Here is a 23,041-nt window from a genome sequence, read left to right as displayed (position 1 = left end):
AAATGGAAAAGACAATTACAATAGACGGAAAACAGGTCAAATTAAAAGCTAATGCAGCATCAGCCAAGCGATATAAGGCGCAATTTAGACGGGATTTATTTGCCGATATGTTTAAATTAGGAGCTATAGGTACATTCGCTTCGCAAGATGCAACAGAAGGCACTATTGATTTTTCCAACTTAGATTTCGATAAAGTAGATTTTGAAGTTTGTTACGATTTAGTTTGGTTATACGCTAAAACAGCTGATCCTGAAATTCCAGACCCGATGACTTGGTTAGAAGGATTTGATGAGTTTCCTATTTACGATATAATGCCGGAAATTAATGAGATGGTTCAAAAAACAATGGGAGCAAAAAAAAAGTAAAGAAAATTAATGGAGAGCAAGGGACTTTCGGTGATGAAGAATTAAGCACTGAATTGTTCCTTGCTCTTTGTTATGAAGCAAAGCTCACATATTGGGACTTAGAAGTAATGACGATTGGTGATTGTTTTGATTATATCGCTGAGTATGCTGAAATGAAAAATCCAGGAAAAGAAAAAGTTCGAAAAGCAACTCAAGAAGACTTTAATGCTTTCTAAGAAAAAAGGGGTGAGATAATGGCAGGAGGAAAAATTAAAGGAATTACGATTGAAATTGGAGGAAATACGCAGCCGTTACAAAATGCCTTAAAAGACGTGAATAAGCAAAGTGATTCTTTGGCTAAAGAGTTAAAAGATGTTGAACGTTTATTAAAGTTTGATTCCAGTAACGTTGAGGCACTTGCTCAAAAGCAACAGTTGCTTACACAACAAATTGAAAAAACTACACAAAAGCTCGATAAATTAAAAGAAGCGGAGCAACAGGTTCAAGAGCAATTTCAAAATGGGAAAATCTCAGAAGAGCAGTACCGCGCATTTAGGCGTGAAATTGAATTTACACAAGGGTCACTTGATGGTCTGAAAAACAAGCTCGGTAATATGAAAGCCGAACAAGAAAATGTAGCAAGTTCAACACGGCAATTAGAAACTTTATTTAGTGCCACAGGAAAAAGTGTTGATGATTTTGCGAGCGCATTAGGTAATCGGCTTGTAAATGCAATTAAAAGTGGATCGGCTACAAGTCGACAGTTAGAACAAGCAATTGGTCTTATTGGTCGTGAAGCTTTAGGAACTGAAGCTGATATTGAAAAATTACAACGCGCCCTCCGATCTGTGGATGCCGGAAACTCTATTCAACAAGTACAAAATGAGTTAAGAGACTTACAACAAGAAGCTGGCAGAACCGAGAAGAAGTTTGAAGGTCTAAAAGTAGGGTTAGAGAATGTTATCGGTGGATTAGCAGCTGGTGGTGGAATTGCAACAGCTGTTGAAAAAGCACTTGATATGTCAAAATTGAAAACCAAAATTGATATATCTTTTGATGTCCCTGAATCCTCGAAAAAATCAGTAGAAGAAGCAATAAGAGGCGTAACAGCTTATGGAGTGGATGCTGAAGAATCACTTGCTGGTGTACGTAGGCAATGGGCTTTAAATAAAGATATTAGTGATGAAGCGAATGCATCTATCGTTAAAGGTGCAGCAACAATCGCGCAATCCTATGACGGTATAGATTTTACAGAGTTGATTCAAGAAACCTATGAAATAGGAAATGAATTAGGAATAACGCAAGATAGTGCTCTTGGTATGGTTGATGCTTTGTTAAAAATGGGATTTCCGCCAGAACAGTTAGACATCATTGCTGAATATGGTAGCCAGCTAACCCGTGCAGGCTTTAAAGCTGAGGAAGTCCAAGCAATTATGGAAGCTGGTGTTGAAACCGGTAGTTGGAATATCGATAATCTTTTAGACGGACTGAAAGAAGGTAGGATCCAATTAACTGAATTCGCACAAGGAGCTGATAAGGCCTTAAAAGAAGCGCTTGACGGTTCTGGTATCGCAACTGAACAAATAGAAAAATGGGGAGCATCTGTCGCTAAAGGCGGAAGAGATGGCGCAGCAGCGATGGTAGAAGTAGCTAAAGCTATTGACGGAATAGAAGACCCAGTTAAGAAAAATCAGGTTGGGGTTAAAGTTCTAGCCACTATGTTTGAAGATCAAGGTCAAAATTTAACAAACACTTTAATTGAAGCTTCTAAGAAAACAAAAGATCTTCAACAAAACCAAGACAACTTAAATGAATCTGTTAAAAAATTAGATGCAAATCCAGCTGTAAAGTTCCAAAAAGCGATGGGTGATTTACAAATGGCTCTTGAACCTATACTAGGAGTAATTGCTGATGTTGTTGCTAGTATCGCTGATTGGATTTCTAATAATCCAGAATTAGCATCGACATTAGCAGCAGTTGCAACGGCTATTGGAGTAATTTCAGGGGCACTTATGGCTATTGCACCAATTGTTGTATCGGTCATGGGGGTATTTGAAATTGGGGCCGCCGCGGCACTAGGTATAGTTGCTATTGTTCCTATTATCATAGCTGCTATAGTTGCTCTAGGAGTGGCTATTTATAAAAACTGGGATGATATTAAAAATTGGACAATAGAAGCATGGGATTCTATTAAAGAGTACTTAGTAGAGCTTTGGGACGGGATATCCCAATCCTGTAGTGAAGCATGGTCTTCATTTTTAGAAGTAATGCATGAATTTTTTGATCCGATAGGTCAATTTTTTAGTGATTTATGGGAGGGTGTAAAGCAGGCGTGTAGCGATGCATGGAATTCTACTGTTGAATTCTTTTCTGAAGCATGGTCTTCTTTCATAGAAATGATGCATAGTTTCTTTGATCCGATAGGTGAATTCTTTAGTAGTTTATGGTCTGGCATTGTTGAAACTGCTTCCTCTTGGTGGTCCTCTTTAGTTGGAACGGCGTCTGAATTGTGGGGAACATTAACGCAAGCATGGCAAGAAACATGGGATACAATTCTTACTGTTTTAGATCCAATTATTTCGGCAGTTTCTACCGTTTTAGAAGCTGGTTGGTTGTTAATACAGGCAGGTGCACAAATTGCATGGGCGGCAATCTGTCAATATATTATTCAACCGATTCAGGAAGCATACGACTGGGTAAGTACACAAATCGGTGAAATGGTCACTTGGCTTGGTACACAATGGGAAATTGCAAAAGCTATGGCACAAATTGCTTGGGGACTATTTAAGCAATATATTATTCAACCTGTTCTAGACACTTGGAACTTAGTAAAAGAAAAGTTCAGTGATTTAGTTTCTTGGCTAAATTCACAATGGGAGACAGTTAAATCATATACATCAGCAGCATGGGGGTTATTTAAACAATATATTATAAAACCTGTACAAGATACTTGGAATTTAGTAAAAGAAAAGTTTAGTGATTTATCCAATTGGATGTTAGGAATTTGGGCGAAAATAAAAGGTTATACACTAGAAGCGTGGAAGATGGTTTACACATACATCGTTGAACCAGTTATTTCAGCTTATAATTCTGCAAAAGAGAAATTCAATGATATGTACAACACAGCACGGGAAAAATTTGATTCTGTTAAGAATGCAGCTCAAGAAAAATTTGAAGCGGCAAAACATTTTATTATAGATCCAATTAAAGATGCAGTTGACAGTATAGAAAAATTCATTGGGAAGATTAAAGGATTCTTTAGTGACTTGAAGTTAAAAATTCCAAAACCAGAAATGCCACCTCTTCCACACTTTAGCTTACAAACAAGCACGAAAAATGTTTTAGGTAAAGATATTACATTTCCGTCAGGAATTAATATTGATTGGCGCGCAAAAGGTGGTATCTTTACTAAACCAACTATCTTTGGAATGAATGGCGGAAACTTGCAGGGTGCAGGAGAAGCGGGGCGAGAAGCAGTGCTTCCTCTGAATAAAAAGACACTTGGAGATATTGGTGCAGGAATTGTGGCAGCCATGCCACGACAACAATTTGCTATGCCGAGAGAAATAAATCAACTAATGGGTGACATGGGCCGTATGATGGCTAGTTCTGTGAGTCAATTATCAGGATTAAAGAGTGTCATGAGTGGTGTGTATGGAAGCATGTCAAATAGTAGACAAGCTATGGCAAGCAGCGTATCAAATCAAGTGATTAATTACGGATCTGGTTCGTCTTCTAGTGGTGGAGTTATTCCAATGCTTGGTGGAGATTTAGTTATTGAAGTGCCTGTTAATTTAGAAGGGAGAGACGTGGCACGCGGTACTTATCGCTATACAACCGAGTATCAAGAAAGAGAAGCAAAAAGAAACTCAGCCTTTTAGGTTTGGGTTTCTTTTATTTTATAAAGAAATGAGGTGTTGGCATGAGTTCTTTTACTTTTAACCACCAACGAAAGGAGTACATTCAAATAGAAAAGGGATGGAGTCCACCAACATGGGCACCTTTAAAACGTAATTTCTTAAAAACACCTGGATATCCAGGTGCAAGATTATTAGGAACGGATACAGATCCTCGTCCACTTCCTGTCCCTGTAGGAATTATCGTTCCAGATGGAACAGATTTAGAAACGTTAAAAGAAGAAATAGCAGCATGGTTAATTACAGAAGAAGCAGTTGAGCTAGTATTTGATGCAACTCCTGATAGAACATATTTAGTTGTGATTGATGAAGATTTTAATCCTGATGATTTCGTTACGTTAGGTAAAGGCACTTTGAAGTTTATTTGTCCGATGCCATATAAATTAGGACCTACTCGAACAGTAGATTTTCAAACAGGTGCGCTTGGGTTAACGGCAAATGTTCAAAACAAAGGAACCGTTCATTCTAATCCTATTATTGAGATTGACATTAAAAAACCAAACACTTTTTTAGATGTATGGTTTGGTGGGATATCTTTAAGTAATCGAGATTATTTTCGTATCGGTATGCCACTCAAAACTGTAGAAAAGCCTGTGGAAAGGAATCAACGTATAGTATGGGATGAAATGGCCACTACTGTTGGATGGAGTAAAGTCAGTTCAATGGAAGATGGTGAACCGGTTGGTGAAATGAAATCAGATAAATACCAATTCTATTGTTCTGATTTTGGGACTGGAACGGGAAAAGGATGGCACGGTGCAGCTGTCAAAAAGAGTATACCTGGTGGTCCAGTACAAGATTTTATTATGCAAGCCTACGTTACATGTAAGAGTAAGAAAATCAATGAAATGGGCCGAGTTGAGATAGCGATATTAGACGAAAACAGTAAGGTGCTTTCAAAAATTGCTATGAATGATCTCTTTTGGCAAGCTGAACAAAATTTTGGAACGATGGTTATTGGATACGATAACAAGCCAGGGAAAACAGGGCTGATTTATGAGAGTGGTGATTATCCGAATACATGGAATCAATATTTTGGACGATTGTGGATAGCTAGAACAGGAAATGTATGGGAAGCGTATATTTCGAAATTTCTTCCTGGGACAGAAAAAGATGATTCAGAGCGTTTTGCACGGTGGACAGATGAAAATAACTATCACATGGAAAAAGCAGCTCAAATACAGATTAGCATTATGCAATGGCAGGATGTACCACCAGTAGAAGCAATGTCAGTTAGTGATTTAAAGTTTTGGAAAGTGAATTTAAATACGAAAAACACACCGCCTTATATAGTAGATGTTGGCGATAAAGTCGTAATTGATACCGAAAATAGTCATGTAACGATTGAAGGGAAGGATGCGATTAATATTAAGGACATTTTCAGTAATTTTCCTATCATTAATAAAGGTATGAATACACTAGAAATTATGCCTTATGATATCGGAACAGCAAAGGTTACATATAGGGAGCGATTTAGATGAGAACGCCAAGTGGAGTCTTACATATTATTGATTTTAAAACTAGCCAAATCGTTTCAGCTATACAACCAAAAGATTATTGGGATGATAAACGTCATTGGGAAATCAAGAATAATATCGATACTTTAGAGTTTAAAGTATTTGATAACACGAAATATGCAGCAACACTTATGCAACAAAACTTAGTATTAAAAGAAGTAAGGGATGGGCGTATTGTTCCGTATGTAATCACTGAAGTAGAAAAAGACCCTGACGATAGATCCGTAATTACTTATGCATCAGGTGCATGGATTAATCTTGCTAAAGATGACTATATTCGTCCGCAGAAAATTGAAGGTAAGACAGTAAATGAATTTATGGATGTTGCTCTTGTAGGTACAAAATGGAAGCGTGGTAAAACGGAGTATGCTGGATTTCATTCTATGACTATTGATGAATTTATAGATCCATTGAGTTTCTTAAAAAAGATTGCTTCCCTATTTGAACTAGAAATTATATACCGTGTTGAAGTGGTTGGTTCTCGAATTGCAGGTTGGTATGTAGACATGGTGAAAAAAAGAGGTAGAGAAACAGGAAAGGAAGTCACGTTAGGTAAAGATTTAGTTGGAATTAAACGTATTGAAAACTCACAAAACATTTGTACAGCTTTAATTGGCTTTATCAAGAAAGAAGGTGGAGAAGTTCTCACTATCTCAGATATAAATAAGGGTATTCCATATATTGTGGATAACGATGCATTTCAACGTTGGAATGAAAAAGGTAAACACAAATTTGGATTTTATACTCCAGAAACAGAAGAAGATATAACACCAGAACGCTTGTTGACTCTTATGAAAACAGAGTTAGCAAAACGCGTGAATACCTCTGTCTCTTATGATGTTCAAGCACAGAGTATAGGGCGTGTATTTGGACTGGCTCACGAGTTAATCAATGAAGGAGATACAATCCGAATTAAAGATGTTGGATTCGCACCTAAGCTTTATTTAGAAGCAAGGGCAATCGCCGGTGATGAATCACATACTGATCCTTCACAAGATAAATACGCATTTGGTGATTACCGTGAGATTACAGATCCAAATGAAGAACTACGAAAGATTTACAATCGTATTCTTAGTTCACTAGGAAGTAAGCAAGAACTGATAGATCAGTTAGATGAATTAGTGAAAAAAGCAAATGAAACAGCTAATAATGCTAAGAAAGAATCAGAAGTAGCAAAAACACTGGCTGAAAAAGTTCAAGAGAATCTTAAAAATAATACGGTAAATATAATTGAAGCTAAAAATCCACCGACCGATAACCTTATAATAGGCAAGACACTATGGCGAGATATTAGCGACGGTAAACCAGGTATTTTAAAAGTGTGGAACGGTAAAGGTTGGGAGCTTCTTATTCCTGATGTGGAAACTATCAAGACAGAAACAATGGAACAGGTTAATAAAGATATTAAACTTACAAAAGAAGAATTAAATAAAAAAGTGGAAGAAGCGCAAAAAGAAGCTTCGGGACAATTCAAGGAAGTTAAAAATAGTCTCCAAGAAGTTTCGCAAACTATTAAAAATGTACAAAACTCTCAAGGTGAAATTAATAAAACTGTTTCTGAAATGAAACAAACTAACGAGGGTTTTACTAAATCTATTGAGTCCTTAACAAAAAAAGATGGAGAAATCACTGAAAAATTAAATACAGTGGTAGAGACTGCTGAAGGTACGAAAAAGACAATCTCTGAGGTGCAGAAAACAACAAATGATCTAAAGAAAACCACCACTGAAATTACAGAAAAAGCTGGTCAGATTAGTGAGAAGTTGGAGGGCGTAGAAAAGAAAGTTAATAACGATAAAGCTGGAGGACGTAATCTTTTATTAAATTCAAATGCTAAATATGAAAAAGCAGATTATTTAATTAATCAATATTCTCTAACTGAAAATTTCTCTACAGGTGAGGAATATACTTTTGTAATTAAAGGGAGTGTCCCTGCAGGTCAAAAGTTCGGGATTTGGCAAAATGGCGGTTCAAATAATGTTGGATATGCAACAAGTGTTTATGCAAATGGAATTACCTATGTAACTTTTAAAGCTGTAGCAGCAACGAGTGGAAATGAAAGAAAGTTGAGTCTGTATAACTTTCCAAGTAACACTACAAAAGCCATTGTAGAATGGGTTGCTTTATATAAAGGTAATAAGCCACAGGATTGGACACCAGCTCCAGAAAATCAAGTAACGAGCGATGAATTCACTAAGAAAACAACCGAGATTGAAAAAAGTGTGGATGGTATTAAAGAAAGTATTAAAACGGTAGAAAAAACACAAACCTCTTTTAATGAACGTGTTAACACTGTAGAAAAGAATGCAGAAGGAACAACTGCAAGTGTTAAGAAATTACAGGAAACACAAACTGAGCAAGGGAAAACATTAACTCAGGCGGCCACAACGATACAGCAACACTCTGAAGCATTGAAATTAACAATGAAAAAGAAAGATGTTGAGGATTATGTAGGCGGTTTAGGTACTGTCAACGAGTTGCGTGATGCTGATTTTAAGTTAGGACAGAAATATTGGTTTTGGAATAGCGGTAATGGGGCTATTGGTTCTGTTGATACGAATTTAAAATACAAAGGTATGAATACATTTGCAATTACCGTTACTGGCCAGACTCAGGATCGTTGGTGGGGACTTACAAGCCAATTCATTGAGTGTCAGGTTAACGAAGAATTTGTTGCATCAGGTTATTTCAATACTGATGGGAAAACACCTATTGATAGTGGTGGTGCATTTATTGAAATTGAATGGTGGACCGGTGACAAAAAAACTCGCATTAAAACAGCTAAAACAAATATCAAGGTTGTAAATCATACATGGGTTCGTGCTGTATGTTCAGATAAAGCGCCAGCCAATACATCGTTTGTGAGATGGCGTTATTATGTTACAAGAAATGGGCGTTTATGGTGTACTGCACCTATGTTACAACGTGGCATCATAGCTACAGAATTTTGGTTACATCCGAAAGATCAAACGGATGTTGATAAAATGCTAGAAGATATAGCTAATAGAGTAGCTACTGAGAAATACAATCAGAAAGTTACAGAGTTAGAAAGAAGTATTGGCGCAAATGAAAAAGGTATTACAATTGTTTCTAGAAAACAAGAAACGTTTATAAATGAGACTTATAATGCCTATGCAAGGAAAACGGAATCTAGGTTAGAAGTTTTAGATGAAGGGATTTTAGCGCAGATTTTAAAGGACGGAATTGTCACTGCCATCAATATGTCCCCTGGGAAAATTACAATCAATGCTGCAAAACTGGATATTAATGCAGATACAATGGTCAAATGGCTAACAGCAAAAGGTATTGATACGAATCTTATTAGAATTAACGGTGATAAGATAACCATTGATAAAGATGGTGTAACTGTTAAAATGCTAGATTTTCTATTCCAAGACGAATGGGGAACAAAAACAACTGCAGTATCAAGACGAAACCTAATAGCAGATCCCGACTTTTCTAGTGTTACAAAGAAAAACATTGGACATAACGATTATTATGGCTTTGAAGGTGGATACGGTCTTACTTGGAGGTCATGGGGAAATGTCGTAATAGAAAAGAATACACATATATTCGATTACGAGCAAATGGTGAATGCTACAAGGGTAGACATGTATAACTATCCAGAAGCGATCGTGAATAATGGGATACATCCTGGAAATGAATACACAGTATCTGCTCACTTTAGAGCATCTATGATAAATGGTGTACGTAAAACAGGGAAACCACGCTTACATGTATGTTGTGTTAAATTCCGAGACAATGTAAGTTACGATATATGGAATGAACAAAAAATGGACTTTCCTGAGCCGTCTACATTTTATGGAGAAATCAGAAGATATTCATTTACCTTCAAAGTGCCGAAAAACTATATTCCGCAACAACATGCATTGATTATTAAAGTTTGTTCTGGAAGTGCTGACATGAGACAAGGGACAGCGATTTGTGTAAGTGGTGTAACGCTATACAGTGGCAAATATGCATCTATGTATAATTGGGATCGTGCAGCAGCAGAAAGAGCGGATGGCATTCAGCCGTTTAACGCACTTGCTATAGGTGGTGTGAATAATAATATAACTCCAGCACCAGACGGACAAACGTTTGATATAAGTACTGAAAAAGAAGTTAAAATCTTTAGGAATATACGAGCAATGCAGGGAGTTAACTTAGGTGGGGGTGGATTCCAACAATGGGGGCATATTCGTTTTACAGACGGTAATGCTGGAGCAGGTTTTTATGCGAGTACTCCAAGTGGTTGGAAATTTAATGCACTTGGATAGAAAGGAGAAGTAAGAATGGATGAGAATCAAATGATGCCACTTCAAGCAGGTGAAAGCTTTCCTTTTATGGGGAGGCTGGTGGATGCAGAGCGTACAGAGACAGGGATTTTTGTTCAAATACCTGCTGATATGTTAAATAATGCAGGTCTGCTAAACGGTGTTAGCAGGGTCGAAGTATGGAGAGAAATGGATGGGACAGTAAAGTTTCGAATTGCTACGTTGTGTGAAATATGTAAACGCGGAGCGCGTTTGTACCCACTAGATATGGGATTTGCGAAAAAGAATATTTGTTTAGAGTGTTATGCATCACTTACAGGGAACTACCCATCTCAAGAACCGCCAACACCAACTAATGAAAATAACACACAAACAGAGCAGGAGCAGCCATAAGCTGGTCTTTTTTTATTGTCAAAAAAGGAGATGAGAACAGTGGAAGATGCAATTTTCAACTCAGTTATTCAACAAGGTGCATTTGCAGCGTTATTTGTGTGGATGCTATTTACTACACAAAAAAAGAATGAGCAGCGTGAAGAAAAGTATCAACAAGTAATTGATAGAAACCAACAAGTAATAGAAGAGCAAGCAAAGGCTTTTGGATCTATCTCTAAAGATGTAACAGAAATCAAACAAAAACTATTTGAAGGAGATGTTCAATAATGGGGTATATCGTCGATATTTCAAAATGGAATGGTAATATTAACTGGGATGTAGCAGCACTGCAATTAGACTTAGTAATTGCTAGGGTGCAAGATGGTTCTAACGTAGTTGATCATATGTATCAAAGTTATGTTGGTGAAATGAAAAAACGTGGTGTTTCTTTTGGTAACTATGCGTTTTGTCGATTCGTTTCTGAAAATGATGCACGTGTAGAAGCTCGTGACTTTTGGAATCGTGGGGATAAAGAAGCATTGTTCTGGGTAGCTGATGTGGAAGTGAAAACAATGGGGAATATGTTAGCTGGAACGTTAGCTTTTATTGATGAATTACGCCAGTTAGGTGCTAAAAAGGTTGGTCTATATGTTGGTCATCATACATATAAAGAGTTCCAGGCGGATAAAGTAAACGCTGATTTTGTATGGATTCCCCGATATGGTGGGAATAGACCAGCTTATCCATGTGATATCTGGCAATACACAGAGACAGGTAATGTACCTGGTATCGGTAAGTGTGATTTGAACCAATTGATTGGCAGTAAACCGTTAGCTTGGTTTACAGGAGAGGAACAAACAGAAAAATTTGTTGCTAATGGTGGCTATCAATACGTTAAATCTGGTGGATTTGGCATTTCACTGGTTCAGGAAGTCGTAAATGCTATGAATGAGCGTGGAACAAAAGGGAAGGTTGTCTCTGATCCATTAACTGGTTTAGCTTACTTACAAACTGAAGTACTACCTAATGGCGAGCTTGATAAGATTACAGCTTGGATGGATGAAAGAAACTGGTGGTACGAGTACATTAAAAAATAAAACAAAAGAATAGTTTTATTAATAAAAATTATTATCTGGTTCTATATGTAGATAATTATATATTGATTTTCATCTTTATAAATGTTAGGGTAAATATACACCGTTTCTTATTTATCTATGAGTACTGTCTGTAGAACGAATAGAATAATTTGAAAAAAATCCCCTTTTGCACCTATATGCAGAAGGGGATTTTAATATTTATGAGATTTAAAATTTACTTTTAGATAACGCTTTAAGTATTGGCTTTACAATTAAACCTATTAAACGAAAGCCTTTAAATATAGAGCGTACAACTTTCATGAAGATGCTCCCCCTAAATTAAAGGACATATCTTATTCCTCTATTTCTTTTATACCGCTTCCTTGCTTTCATTATGTATACCCCTTTTAGAAAGTGTTGTAATTAATTAACATATTGTACCATAACATAAATTATAAATGTTAGATATATAAATTTTGTATCTTTACCGTGGAATTCATTTATTGTATTAATGAAGAATATGAAATACATGTTTGGAAATGAAAATAAATTTATAGGATGTGAAATGACAATATAATAGAAGGAAAAATACAACATACGATTCTCTTTTTGGCAGAGTATGTAGATATAGATAAGGAATTTACAATTGATGAGAAGGTAAATGTGAATGGTTCACTACGATTTAAGATACACAATAGCCAAAGAGAAACATATCATATAACGATAAATGAAACTTATGTATATGTATGGTAACTGTATATATTACTACAATACAGTATACTCATAGGAGGTAGGTATGTGTTTGATAAAAATGAAATAAAAAAAACAAATGAAGTACTTCAAGCTAATGCATTAGATCCAAATATAATTGGCCCTACACTGTCCCCTATCCCACCATTTACTTTACCAACAGGTCCAACAGGTCCAACAGGTCCAACGGGTCCAACGGGTCCAACAGGTCCAACAGGTCCAACAGGTCCAACAGGTCCAACGGGTCCAACAGGTCCAACAGGTCCAACAGGTCCAACAGGTCCAACAGGTCCAACAGGTCCAACAGGTCCAACAGGTCCAACAGGCCCAACAGGTCCAACAGGTCCAACAGGTCCAACAGGTCTAACAGGCCCAACAGGTCCAACAGGTCTAACAGGCCCAACAGGTCTAACAGGCCCAACAGGTCCAACAGGTCCAACAGGTCCAACAGGTCTAACAGGTCTAACAGGCCCAACGGGAGCAACTGAAGGCTGTCTTTGTGATTGCTGTGTTTTCCCTATGCAGGAGGTTTTGCAACAACTTGTCGGGCAGACTGTGCTTCTTACCACTATTGCAGACGCACCAAACGTAGCCCCTCGTTTCTTTTTATTCAATATTACTTCCGTGAATGATTTTTTAGTTACAGTTACAGATCCAGTTAGCACCACAACCTTCGTGGTCAATATTTCTGATGTAATAGGGGTAGGGTTTTCACTAACAGTACCACCTCTAACATTACTTCCACCTGCCGATTTAGGGTGCGAATGTGATTGTCGTGAACGACCAATTAGAGAATTACTAGATACACTGATTGGTTCTACAGTGAATCTTTTAGTAAGTAATGGTTCTATTGCAACAGGCTTTAATGTGGAACAAACAGCTCTTGGTATATTGATAGGTACTTTGCCAATACCTATAAATCCACCTCCACCTACACTCTTTAGATTCGCTATTTCAACTTGTAAAATTACAGCTGTGGATATAACTCCTACGGGGACATAGTTCATTTCTTTCAAGAAGTCCCGTTGCAATTTTTCTAAACTTGAGGAAAAATATATATATAGAAGAAAAATGAAAAATTCATTAGCTTTGTTATCACCCTGTTGGTAACAACCTCATGCGCCTAATGGCAACAAAAAACATCTACTTCGTCCCATTCGGTCAAGATGCACCAGAGAAGAAACCAAACTCAATGGTAGCTCGTATGGAATTACTGGAAGATACAGTATTAGAAGCGCTGCAAGGGAAGCAATTGCAACCTGTGGTCGTAGAAAAATTCAGATATATGAATTAAAAAACGAAAAAAAACGGACAATTTTTGATGAAACCATCATTCTTACTGTAGAATATGATAAAATTAACGTTATTAAGATTAGAAGGGGTATTGTATACTCCTTCTGATTCTAAGTTATAGAAGGATTGGTATCTAGAAAGGGGCATAGTGATGGAAAAGCAAAAAACTTTTCATGTCGCTGTAGTTGGAGCAACCGGCGCAGTTGGTGAACAAATGTTAAATACTTTAGAGAAACGAGAATTTCCAATCGGGAAATTAACGTTACTTTCATCTAAACGATCTGCAGGTAAGAAACTTGTATTTAAAGGCGAAGAATTTACGGTTCAAGAGGCAACTCCTGAAAGCTTTGAAGGAGTAGATATCGCACTATTTAGTGCTGGTGGATCTGTATCGAAACAATTAGCCCCAGAAGCAGCAAAACGCGGTGCGATTGTTGTTGATAATACAAGTGCATTCCGTATGACAGAAAACGTGCCACTTGTTGTACCTGAAGTAAATGAAAACGACTTAAAAGAACATAATGGTATTATTGCAAATCCAAACTGTTCTACAATTCAAATGGTAGTAGCTCTTGAGCCAGTTCGTCAGCAATATGGTTTAAAACGAGTAATCGTTTCCACATATCAAGCTGTATCAGGTGCTGGTGCGGCAGCTATTGAAGAACTGCATGAACAATCACAAGCAATCTTAAATGGCGAAGAAGTTAAGGCAAATGTTCTTCCTGTATCAGGTGATAAGAAGCATTTCCCAATTGCTTTTAATGCGATTCCACAGATTGATAAATTCCAAGATAATGGATTTACGTTTGAAGAAATGAAAATGATTAACGAAACGAAAAAAATTATGCATATGCCTGAATTAGAAGTAGCGGCAACATGTGTACGTTTACCAGTTGTATCAGGACACTCTGAGTCTGTTTACATCGAAGTAGAAAAAGAAGGCGTAACAGTAGCAGAATTAAAGAGCTTACTTGCAAATGCGGAAGGTATTGTTCTGCAAGATAATCCAGAAGAGCAGTTATATCCAATGCCAGCTACTGCAGTAGGTAAAAACGAAGTATTCGTTGGAAGAATCCGTAAAGATTTAAATAACGATAAAGGATTCCATCTTTGGGTCGTATCTGATAACTTATTAAAAGGCGCTGCATGGAATTCTGTTCAAATTGCAGAGCGCTTAGTAAAATTACAATTAGTGTAAACGGCTAAGAGAAGGTGCAAAATATGAAAATAATTGTTCAAAAATTTGGTGGCACATCAGTACGTGATGACAATGGACGTAAGCATGCGCTTCATCATATAAAAAAATCATTAGCTGCTGGTTATAAAGTAGTTACTGTCGTATCTGCTATGGGCCGTAAAGGTGAACCATATGCAACGGATACGTTATTAAGTCTTGTAAATCAAGAGGAATCTACTATTTCTAAACGTGAGCAAGATTTATTATTATCGTGTGGAGAGTTAATCTCTGCAATTGTTTTCTCTAATATGTTGAATGAGAACGGTATAAAAGCAGCAGCATTAAATGGTGCACAAGCTGGTTTTGTAACGAATAATGACTTTACGAATGCAAAGATTATTGAAATGAATTGCGATCGTATACATGAAGAGTTAGAAAATGTAGATGTAATTGTCGTTACAGGATTCCAAGGGCAAACAAAAAAAGGTGATACGACAACACTTGGACGCGGAGGTAGTGATACTTCAGCTTCAGCATTAGGTGTTGCACTTCATGCTGAATACATCGATATATTCACTGATGTAGAAGGTGTTATGACTGCGGATCCTCGTATTGTAAAAGATGCACGTCATCTTCAAACTGTAACGTATAACGAAATTTGTAACATGGCTTATCAAGGTGCGAAAGTCGTTCATCCACGTGCAGTTGAAATTGCGATGCATGCAAAAGTGCCACTTCGTGTACGTTCTACGTATTCTGATAGTGAAGGTACGCTTATTTCAGCATATGACGGTGCTACAAGAGGTCGTGATGTAGAAGAACGTCCTGTTACAGGCATTGCCCACGTATCAAACGTAACGCAAATTAAAGTGCTTGCAAAAGAAACGGCATATGATTTGCAACAACATGTGTTTAAAGAGATGGCGAACGAAGGAATAAGTGTTGATTTAATTAATATTTCACCTACTGGCGTAGCATATACGGTGAGTGATAATGTATCAAGTCATGCAGTTAAATTATTACAGAACCTTGGATATGAGCCAATTGTGACAGAACATTGTGCGAAAGTATCTATCGTTGGGGCTGGAATGGCAGGATACCCAGGGGTTACTGCGAAAATCGTTACAGCTTTAGCGGAAAAAGGTATTCAAATCCTGCAATCGGCAGATAGTCATACAACAATTTGGGTTCTTGTAAAAGAAACTGATTTAGTGGAGGCTGTAAATGCATTACATAGTGCGTTTGAGCTTTCAAAAGAAAAGCAACTGGAACAATAAGGAGTGAGACCATGATAGATTTTGGGACAATTGCAACCGCGATGGTAACACCGTTTGATATAAACGGGAATATCGATTTTGCAAAGACAACGAAATTGGTAAATTATTTAATTGATAACGGTACAACAGCAATCGTGGTAGGAGGAACGACAGGAGAATCTCCTACATTAACTTCAGAAGAGAAAGTAGCGTTATATCGCCATGTCGTATCTGTTGTCGATAAAAGAGTGCCCGTAATCGCTGGAACAGGTAGCAATAATACGCATGCTTCTATTGACTTAACTAAAAAGGCAACAGAAGTTGGTGTGGATGCAGTAATGCTAGTAGCACCGTATTATAACAAACCGAGTCAAGAAGGAATGTATCAGCATTTTAAAGCAATTGCTGAAAGCACGCCGCTTCCGGTTATGCTATATAACGTTCCAGGACGATCTATTGTACAAATCTCCGTTGATACAGTTGTTCGTTTATCAGAAATAGAAAACATTGTTGCTATTAAAGATGCCGGCGGCGATGTGTTAACAATGACAGAAATCATTGAAAAAACAGCGGACGACTTTGCGGTATACAGCGGTGATGACGGTTTAACGTTACCAGCTATGGCAGTTGGAGCGAAAGGTATCGTTTCGGTAGCCTCTCATGTTATCGGAAACGAAATGCAAGAAATGATTACAGCATTTCAAGCAGGAGAATTTAAGAAGGCGCAAAAATTACATCAATTACTTGTAAGAGTAACTGATTCATTATTTATGGCGCCAAGTCCAACTCCAGTAAAAACAGCGTTACAAATGGTTGGATTAGATGTAGGTTCTGTACGTTTACCACTTCTTCCATTAACAGAAGAAGAAAGAGTAACGTTACAATCTGTAATGCAATCTATCCCTCGTTAATAAAAAATGACCTAGTGTAGAACTAGGTCATTTTTTATTATATGCAAATCTTTTCCTCTTTTTCTCACTTATATGTGTTCTTATAAGAATATTAATCGCTTCTTCATTATGTGTATAAGAAAATAATCGTACCCCTTTAACTGAGTCGAAAAATGATAGATATTATGGAATAAACGTAATAAACTACGGTGTTTGTTTTTAGAGAAATCCCCTCAAATTTGACGTAATTCATAAAAAAACTCCATTTTGTAAGTGTTTTTGTTGGATTCTAGAAAAATAAATCTTGAAACTCCCTATTATGAAATGAATTTAGCGTATGTATGGCTAGTTCTTCAAAATAATATGGAGTTTAAAATCGAAGTAAATATAAAGGAAATACGTTCGATACTTTTGTTGTCATTCCGTTCTTTTACTCTTTCTTTCGCACGATTTAACTTGTGTTCTATTTCTTGTATCAGGTATAATATGGCTAAGTAGCTTAGTACGGGTATGCTTAGCAAAATTGGGAAAAATTATAGTTTAATTAAATTTTCATATCATATCGAATAAGATATTTGATTTATATAATGAAAGAGAGGTGAAACCTGGTTTAAAAAATAAACAAGGACATGATATCGCATAACGGTAAGGACATTCGTCTTGGACGGTGAAAATATGGTGGTTGTAGAGTTTCCCCTGGTGTCTCTGCAATTTTAGTGAAATCAGTGTTTGCAAGATTTTTAAACCAGGCAACAACATGAAGAGAAAAGAGAATGAGTCTGTTAAAGTATTTGCTCTTGGTGGAGTAGGTGAAATCGGGAAAAACATGTACTGTGTTGAAATTGATTCTGAAATCTTTATCGTAGATGCAGGGTTAATGTTCCCGGGAGATGAAATGTTTGGAATTGATATCGTTATTCCTGATATTACATATTTAGTGGAAAATCAAGAGCGAGTAAAAGGTTTATTTATTACTCACGGTCATGAAGATCATATTGGTGGAATTGTGTATGTGCTTCGTAAATTATCTATTCCAGTCTATGCAACGAAATTAACAGTAGGACTTATACAAGAAAAACTTGGTGAAGCGGGCATGTTAGGCCGTGTAGACCTAAAAACAATCGATTCAAATTCAACAGTAGAATTTAACACTACAACGGTGTCATTCTTCGGAACGACACATAGTATTCCGGATTCTGTTGGCGTTTGTTTCCATACATCAAAAGGTGCAGTCGTATATACGGGAGACTTTAAATTCGATCAAACTCCAATTGGAAATAGTGGAGCAGACCTTGGGAAAATGGCGCAAATCGGAAATGAAGGCGTACTTTGCTTATTATCTGATAGTACAAACGCAGAGCGCCCAGGCTATACAGGTTCAGAAAAAGAAGTTGGTGTAGAAATCTCTAAAGTGTTCTACGGCGCAGAAGGTCGTATTATCGTTGCTTCATTTGCATCGAATGTACATCGTATTCAACAAGTATTTGATGCAGCTGCTGAAACAGGGCGAAAAGTAGCGGTAGTAGGACGTAGTATGGTGAAAGTAGTAGACATTGCAAGACGTCTTGGTTATTTAGATGTTCCAGAAGGTATGGTTATTTCATTACAAGAAGTAGACAACTTCCCAGAGAAAAAGGTAGCTATTTTAACGACAGGTAGTCAAGGTGAACCGATGGCTGCTCTATCTAGAATGGCAAAACAAGCACATAAACAAATTTCAATTCGTAAAGGTGATACTGTTATCATTGCTGCTTCGCCAATTCCGGGTAATGAAATATCTGTATCAAAAATTATTGATTTGTTATTTAGAGCTGGAGCTGAAGTTGTTTATTACGGCGAACGAAAAGTTCACGTGTCAGGTCACGGTAGCCAAGAAGAATTAAAATTAATGTTAAATTTAATGAAACCAAAGTACTTTGTACCCGTACATGGTGAGTTCCGTATGCAAAAAGCACATGCATATTTAGCTGAAGATGTAGGTATTACAAGAGAGAATATCTTTATCGTAGAAAAAGGCGATGTAATTGCTTTTGGTGACGATGAAGCAAACTTAGTCGGTAAAGTACAAGCTGGTAATGTTTTAATTGATGGATTAGGTGTAGGTGACGTTGGTAATATCGTTCTTCGAGATAGAAAGATGTTATCTCAAGATGGGATACTAGTAGTTGTTGTAACGCTTGGTAAAGATGAAAAGAAAATTATCTCTGGTCCAGAAATCATTTCACGTGGTTTCGTATATGTTCGTGAATCAGAAGCGTTAATTGAACGATCTACAGAGATTGTACGTATGATTGTTGAGCAGTCAATTAAAGAATATTCAATTGAATGGTCAATGTTAAAACAAAATATTCGTGAATTATTAGGACAGTTCTTGTACGAAGAGACAAAGAGAAAACCTATGATTTTACCGATTATTATGGAAGTATAAAAAGATCACCCTTATGGGTGATCTTTTTTCTTTTTAACCCTATCGAATGAAATTTATAACTTAAGAAATAATAGTTATATACGAGTGAAAGGGGATGCGAAATGACAGAACGTGATCGATATACAAATGAAGAAAAAGAAGCTGAGCCAAAAGAAGCTGGAAAAGAGGCTTCAATAGTTGAAAAAATTCAACAGCTTGGACAGACAAATGTACCACAGATGAATGAATCACGTATTCATTGTTTAACGATTATCGGACAAGTGGAAGGTCATGTTCAATTACCACCGCAAAATAAAACAACAAAATATGAGCATATCATTCCGCAAATTGTTGCGATTGAACAAAATCCGAAAATTGAAGGTTTGCTTTTAATATTAAATACAGTTGGAGGTGACGTTGAAGCTGGGCTAGCAATTTCTGAAATGGTAGCTTCACTTTCAAAACCAACAGTATCTCTAGTTTTAGGTGGGGGACATTCCATCGGTGTACCAATTGCTGTTTCTACTGACTATTCGTTTATTGCGGAAACTGCGACGATGACAATTCATCCAATTCGTTTAACAGGTCTTGTCATAGGTGTGCCACAAACATTTGAGTATTTGGATAAGATGCAAGAAAGAGTCATTCGTTTTGTGACGAAGCACTCGAAAGTAACAGAAGATCGTTTTAAAGAGCTTATGTTTGCGAAAGGAAATTTAACGCGAGATATTGGGACGAATGTAATTGGTGGGGATGCAGTAAAGTACGGTCTTATAGATGATGTCGGCGGTATTGGAAATGCGATTCGAAAATTAAACGAATTAATAGATGTTCGTGCGGAAGATAGTACAGAAGGGACAATGCTACAATGATTTTATATACAATTATGCCAGAGCAACTTGTGTATCCGGTCGATTATTCACAATGTGAAAGTCAAAAAGTTGTAAATATAAATGGTGTGGAATTAATGGTTTCTGAAGAGGAACATGGATGTTATTCTATTGTACGTGTGCTAAGTACGGACCCACTTCACTATTTAGAGTTTGAGCCCGGTCAGAAAATAACCTTTTAGCAAAAAGAAGGATTTTGTTTAGAAGCTATGGTATAATATAAAAAACAAGACGGTTGAGCAGCCATGAGTAGGCTGCTTTCTTCTGTTTATTTAGCATTTTACAAGAAGTGTAAAAATAGAAGATATAAAGACCTGAAAAATAGAGAAAACAGACATATAAATAGAGCATTTTGAAGGGAGCTTTACTTATATGTAGAACACGAGGTGAAGAAATGGCAAAACAAAAGCAAAGAGGGACGAAGGCAAAGGCAAGACGTACGATAAAGCCAACTTTGTATTATGAAATCGTCGGTTTAACTCTTTTTGCACTTTCAATCATTACGATTTTACAGCTAGGCGTTGTAGGGAAATCGTTTGTGTTATTTTTTCGCTTCTTCTTTGGTGAGTGGTACATAATTGGTGTGTTAGGTGTAATAGCTTTATCGGTTTCCTTTGTTATAAAACGCGGATGGCCGAACCTTTTAAATAAACGATTAATTGGATTTTATTTAATTGTATTGGCGATATTAATGTTTAGTCATATTACATTATTTAACCTTCTTACAAAAGATGGAGCAGTGCAAAATACTTCTGTTATTGTGAGTACGAAAGATAACTTCTTTCTTGAAATGAAAAAGGGGCCAGATAGCGTTCATTTAGGTGGTGGTATGTTTGGTGCGCTTATGTTCGCAACATGTTACTTCTTATTTGACGAAGTAGGAGCTTATATCATTGGTATTATTCTAGTTATTCTCGGTATACTTTGTATAACAAATAAGCATATTGGAGAAGTGTTAGCTCCAGTTGGTAGAATTCTTAGAAGTCAGTTTCAAGTGATGCAAGGGGATTATAAAGATTGGAGAGCCAAAAGAACGGCTGAACAAACAGAAAAGAAAAAAACAACAAGAAGCACAAGAAGCAAACGTGCTGCAGAACAAGAAGAAATTATTGAGCCGATGGAAGAAATCTCAATTGATCCTCCGATTATTTCGAATTTCACTGAGAATTATCCTGTAAATGAAGAAGAGGATAAACGAATCGAAGTAGAGCAAGAAGAGTTGATCACTTCACCGTTTATTGAAGAGACTCCGCCAATTGAAGAACCAAAGAAAAAGCGTGGAGAAAAAATTGTTGAATCGTTAGAGAGTGAAGCGCAAGCACCTCCTATGCAATTTTCAAATGTAGAAAATAAAGATTACAAGCTTCCTTCACTTGATATATTAAAATTTCCAAAGAATAAGCAAGTTACAAATGAAAATGCGGAAATTTATGAGAATGCTCGTAAATTAGAACGTACATTCCAAAGTTTTGGAGTGAAAGCGAAAGTAACAAAAGTGCATAGAGGTCCTGCAGTTACAAAATATGAAGTGTATCCTGATATGGGGGTAAAGGTAAGTAAAATTGTCAGTTTAAGTGATGATTTAGCCCTTGCTTTAGCTGCAAAGGACATTCGTATTGAAGCGCCAATTCCCGGGAAATCAGCTGTAGGGATCGAAGTTCCAAACTCAGAGGTTTCGATGGTAACGCTGAGGGAAGTTCTTGACTCTAAGGCTAATAATCATCCGGAAGAGAAGTTGTTAATTGGTCTTGGCCGAGATATTACAGGTGAAGCTGTATTAGCCCGTCTAAATAAAATGCCTCATTTACTCGTAGCTGGTGCGACAGGTAGCGGGAAAAGTGTATGTATTAACGGTATTATTGTTAGTATTTTAATGCGTGCAAAACCACATGAAGTAAAATTAATGATGATTGACCCGAAAATGGTAGAGCTAAATGTATATAACGGTGTGCCTCATTTGTTAACGCCAGTTGTAACTGATCCGAAAAAAGCATCGCAAGCATTGAAAAAAGTTGTGAGTGAAATGGAACGTCGTTATGAATTGTTTGCTCATAGTGGTACACGTAACATTGAAGGATACAACGATTATATAAAAGAGCATAATAGTCAATCAGAAGCGAAACAACCCGAATTACCTTATATTGTAGTAATTGTGGACGAGTTAGCAGATTTAATGATGGTTGCTTCGTCTGATGTAGAGGATGCAATTATGCGTCTAGCGCAAATGGCTCGTGCTGCTGGTATTCATTTAATTATTGCAACGCAACGTCCGTCAGTTGACGTTATTACGGGTGTTATTAAAGCAAATATTCCATCACGTATTGCATTCGCTGTATCTTCTCAAACAGATTCTCGTACAATTCTTGACGGTGGTGGTGCAGAGAAGCTACTAGGTCGTGGAGACATGCTGTTTATACCAATTGGTGCATCGAAACCTGTACGTGTACAAGGCGCATTTCTATCAGATGATGAAGTTGAGAGAGTTGTAGAATATGTTATTGGACAGCAAAAAGCACAATATCAAGAAGATATGATTCCGCAAGATGTTCCTGATACGAAGCAGGAAGTAGAAGATGAATTATATGATGAAGCGGTTCAACTTGTAGTGGAAATGCAAACAGCATCTGTTTCTATGTTACAACGTAGGTTTAGAGTAGGTTATACGCGAGCTGCTCGCCTAATTGATGCAATGGAAATGAATGGTGTAGTAGGTCCGTATGAAGGGAGTAAACCGAGGGAAGTACTCATTAATGATGTACAAGAAAAAAGTTCTTAAAAAAAGCCTAATTGTTTTTACAATTAGGCTTTTTTATATAGTGTTTTTGTTATATACTATACTCAGCGATAAAGAAAGGGCTTACATTTAGGGGTGCCC

At 37.0% G+C, this 23,041-nt stretch carries 16 protein-coding genes and 1 pseudogene; all 17 read left to right on the top strand.

Annotated elements, in window-relative coordinates; translation table 11 throughout:
• Nucleotides 1–2: 2 nt before the first annotated feature.
• The 17 genes and pseudogenes from GBN91_RS14165 (at nucleotide 3) to GBN91_RS14090 (ending at nucleotide 22,942) form a co-directional block, all read left to right on the top strand.
• Nucleotides 3–365, top strand: coding sequence for a hypothetical protein (locus GBN91_RS14165; protein ID WP_000415912.1), 363 nt, complete (start codon nucleotides 3–5; stop codon nucleotides 363–365).
• Between the two features lie 53 nt (nucleotides 366–418).
• Complete coding sequence (locus GBN91_RS28880) at nucleotides 419–580, top strand: hypothetical protein (RefSeq protein ID WP_000477703.1); 162 nt, start codon at nucleotides 419–421, stop codon at nucleotides 578–580.
• A gap of 18 nt (nucleotides 581–598) precedes the next feature.
• Nucleotides 599–4,225: a phage tail tape measure protein gene (locus GBN91_RS14160; protein WP_152121626.1), complete on the top strand. Its 3,627-nt coding sequence runs from the start codon at nucleotides 599–601 to the stop codon at nucleotides 4,223–4,225.
• A 41-nt stretch (nucleotides 4,226–4,266) separates the two neighbouring features.
• Nucleotides 4,267–5,742, top strand: a complete 1,476-nt coding sequence (locus GBN91_RS14155; protein ID WP_152121625.1) for a distal tail protein Dit — start codon at nucleotides 4,267–4,269, stop codon at nucleotides 5,740–5,742.
• Nucleotides 5,739–10,058 (top strand): phage tail spike protein, encoded by a 4,320-nt coding sequence (locus GBN91_RS14150; RefSeq protein ID WP_152121624.1) that lies wholly within the window; start codon nucleotides 5,739–5,741, stop codon nucleotides 10,056–10,058. Before GBN91_RS14155 ends, GBN91_RS14150 begins: the two co-directional genes overlap by 4 nt.
• Before the next feature lie 15 nt (nucleotides 10,059–10,073).
• Nucleotides 10,074–10,448, top strand: coding sequence for a hypothetical protein (locus tag GBN91_RS14145; RefSeq protein WP_097999696.1), 375 nt, complete (start codon nucleotides 10,074–10,076; stop codon nucleotides 10,446–10,448).
• A 30-nt stretch (nucleotides 10,449–10,478) separates the two neighbouring features.
• Nucleotides 10,479–10,715 (top strand): BhlA/UviB family holin-like peptide, encoded by a 237-nt coding sequence (locus GBN91_RS14140; protein ID WP_001261076.1) that lies wholly within the window; start codon nucleotides 10,479–10,481, stop codon nucleotides 10,713–10,715.
• A complete protein-coding gene (locus GBN91_RS14135) occupies nucleotides 10,715–11,524 on the top strand; it encodes a GH25 family lysozyme (protein WP_152121623.1) in 810 nt (269 codons plus the stop codon). Before GBN91_RS14140 ends, GBN91_RS14135 begins: the two co-directional genes overlap by 1 nt.
• Nucleotides 11,525–12,301: 777 nt before the next feature.
• Nucleotides 12,302–13,255: an exosporium leader peptide-containing protein gene (locus GBN91_RS14130; RefSeq protein WP_152121622.1), complete on the top strand. Its 954-nt coding sequence runs from the start codon at nucleotides 12,302–12,304 to the stop codon at nucleotides 13,253–13,255.
• A 103-nt stretch (nucleotides 13,256–13,358) separates the two neighbouring features.
• Nucleotides 13,359–13,547 (top strand): annotated as a pseudogene (gene spoVFB / locus GBN91_RS14125) (dipicolinate synthase subunit B); the annotation flags it as partial.
• Nucleotides 13,548–13,697: 150 nt separating this feature from the next.
• Nucleotides 13,698–14,744, top strand: a complete 1,047-nt coding sequence (gene asd, locus GBN91_RS14120; RefSeq protein ID WP_000414846.1) for an aspartate-semialdehyde dehydrogenase — start codon at nucleotides 13,698–13,700, stop codon at nucleotides 14,742–14,744.
• A 23-nt stretch (nucleotides 14,745–14,767) separates the two neighbouring features.
• On the top strand, nucleotides 14,768–16,000 hold the full coding sequence (dapG, locus tag GBN91_RS14115; RefSeq protein WP_152121621.1) for an aspartate kinase: 1,233 nt from the start codon (nucleotides 14,768–14,770) through the stop codon (nucleotides 15,998–16,000).
• An 11-nt stretch (nucleotides 16,001–16,011) separates the two neighbouring features.
• Nucleotides 16,012–16,890, top strand: coding sequence for a 4-hydroxy-tetrahydrodipicolinate synthase (dapA, locus tag GBN91_RS14110; RefSeq protein WP_000564763.1), 879 nt, complete (start codon nucleotides 16,012–16,014; stop codon nucleotides 16,888–16,890).
• Between the two features lie 736 nt (nucleotides 16,891–17,626).
• The gene (locus GBN91_RS14105; RefSeq protein ID WP_000823096.1) at nucleotides 17,627–19,297 is read left to right on the top strand and encodes a ribonuclease J; all 1,671 of its coding nucleotides are present in this window, start codon (nucleotides 17,627–17,629) and stop codon (nucleotides 19,295–19,297) included.
• Between the two features lie 101 nt (nucleotides 19,298–19,398).
• Nucleotides 19,399–20,148 (top strand): translocation-enhancing protein TepA, encoded by a 750-nt coding sequence (tepA, locus tag GBN91_RS14100; RefSeq protein ID WP_000139806.1) that lies wholly within the window; start codon nucleotides 19,399–19,401, stop codon nucleotides 20,146–20,148.
• The gene (locus tag GBN91_RS14095) at nucleotides 20,145–20,348 is read left to right on the top strand and encodes a YlzJ-like family protein (protein WP_000605036.1); all 204 of its coding nucleotides are present in this window, start codon (nucleotides 20,145–20,147) and stop codon (nucleotides 20,346–20,348) included. Before tepA ends, GBN91_RS14095 begins: the two co-directional genes overlap by 4 nt.
• Nucleotides 20,349–20,560: 212 nt before the next feature.
• Nucleotides 20,561–22,942, top strand: a complete 2,382-nt coding sequence (locus GBN91_RS14090; RefSeq protein WP_001118782.1) for a DNA translocase FtsK — start codon at nucleotides 20,561–20,563, stop codon at nucleotides 22,940–22,942.
• Nucleotides 22,943–23,041: the final 99 nt, after the last annotated feature.

Origin of the sequence: Bacillus sp. B1-WWTP-T-0.5-Post-4 (assembly GCF_009183795.1) — a bacterium.
Taxonomy (GTDB): Bacteria; Bacillota; Bacilli; order Bacillales; family Bacillaceae_G; genus Bacillus_A; species Bacillus_A cereus.
Note: the sequence above shows the minus strand (reverse complement) of the source record. Positions and strands in the feature narration are given on the sequence as shown.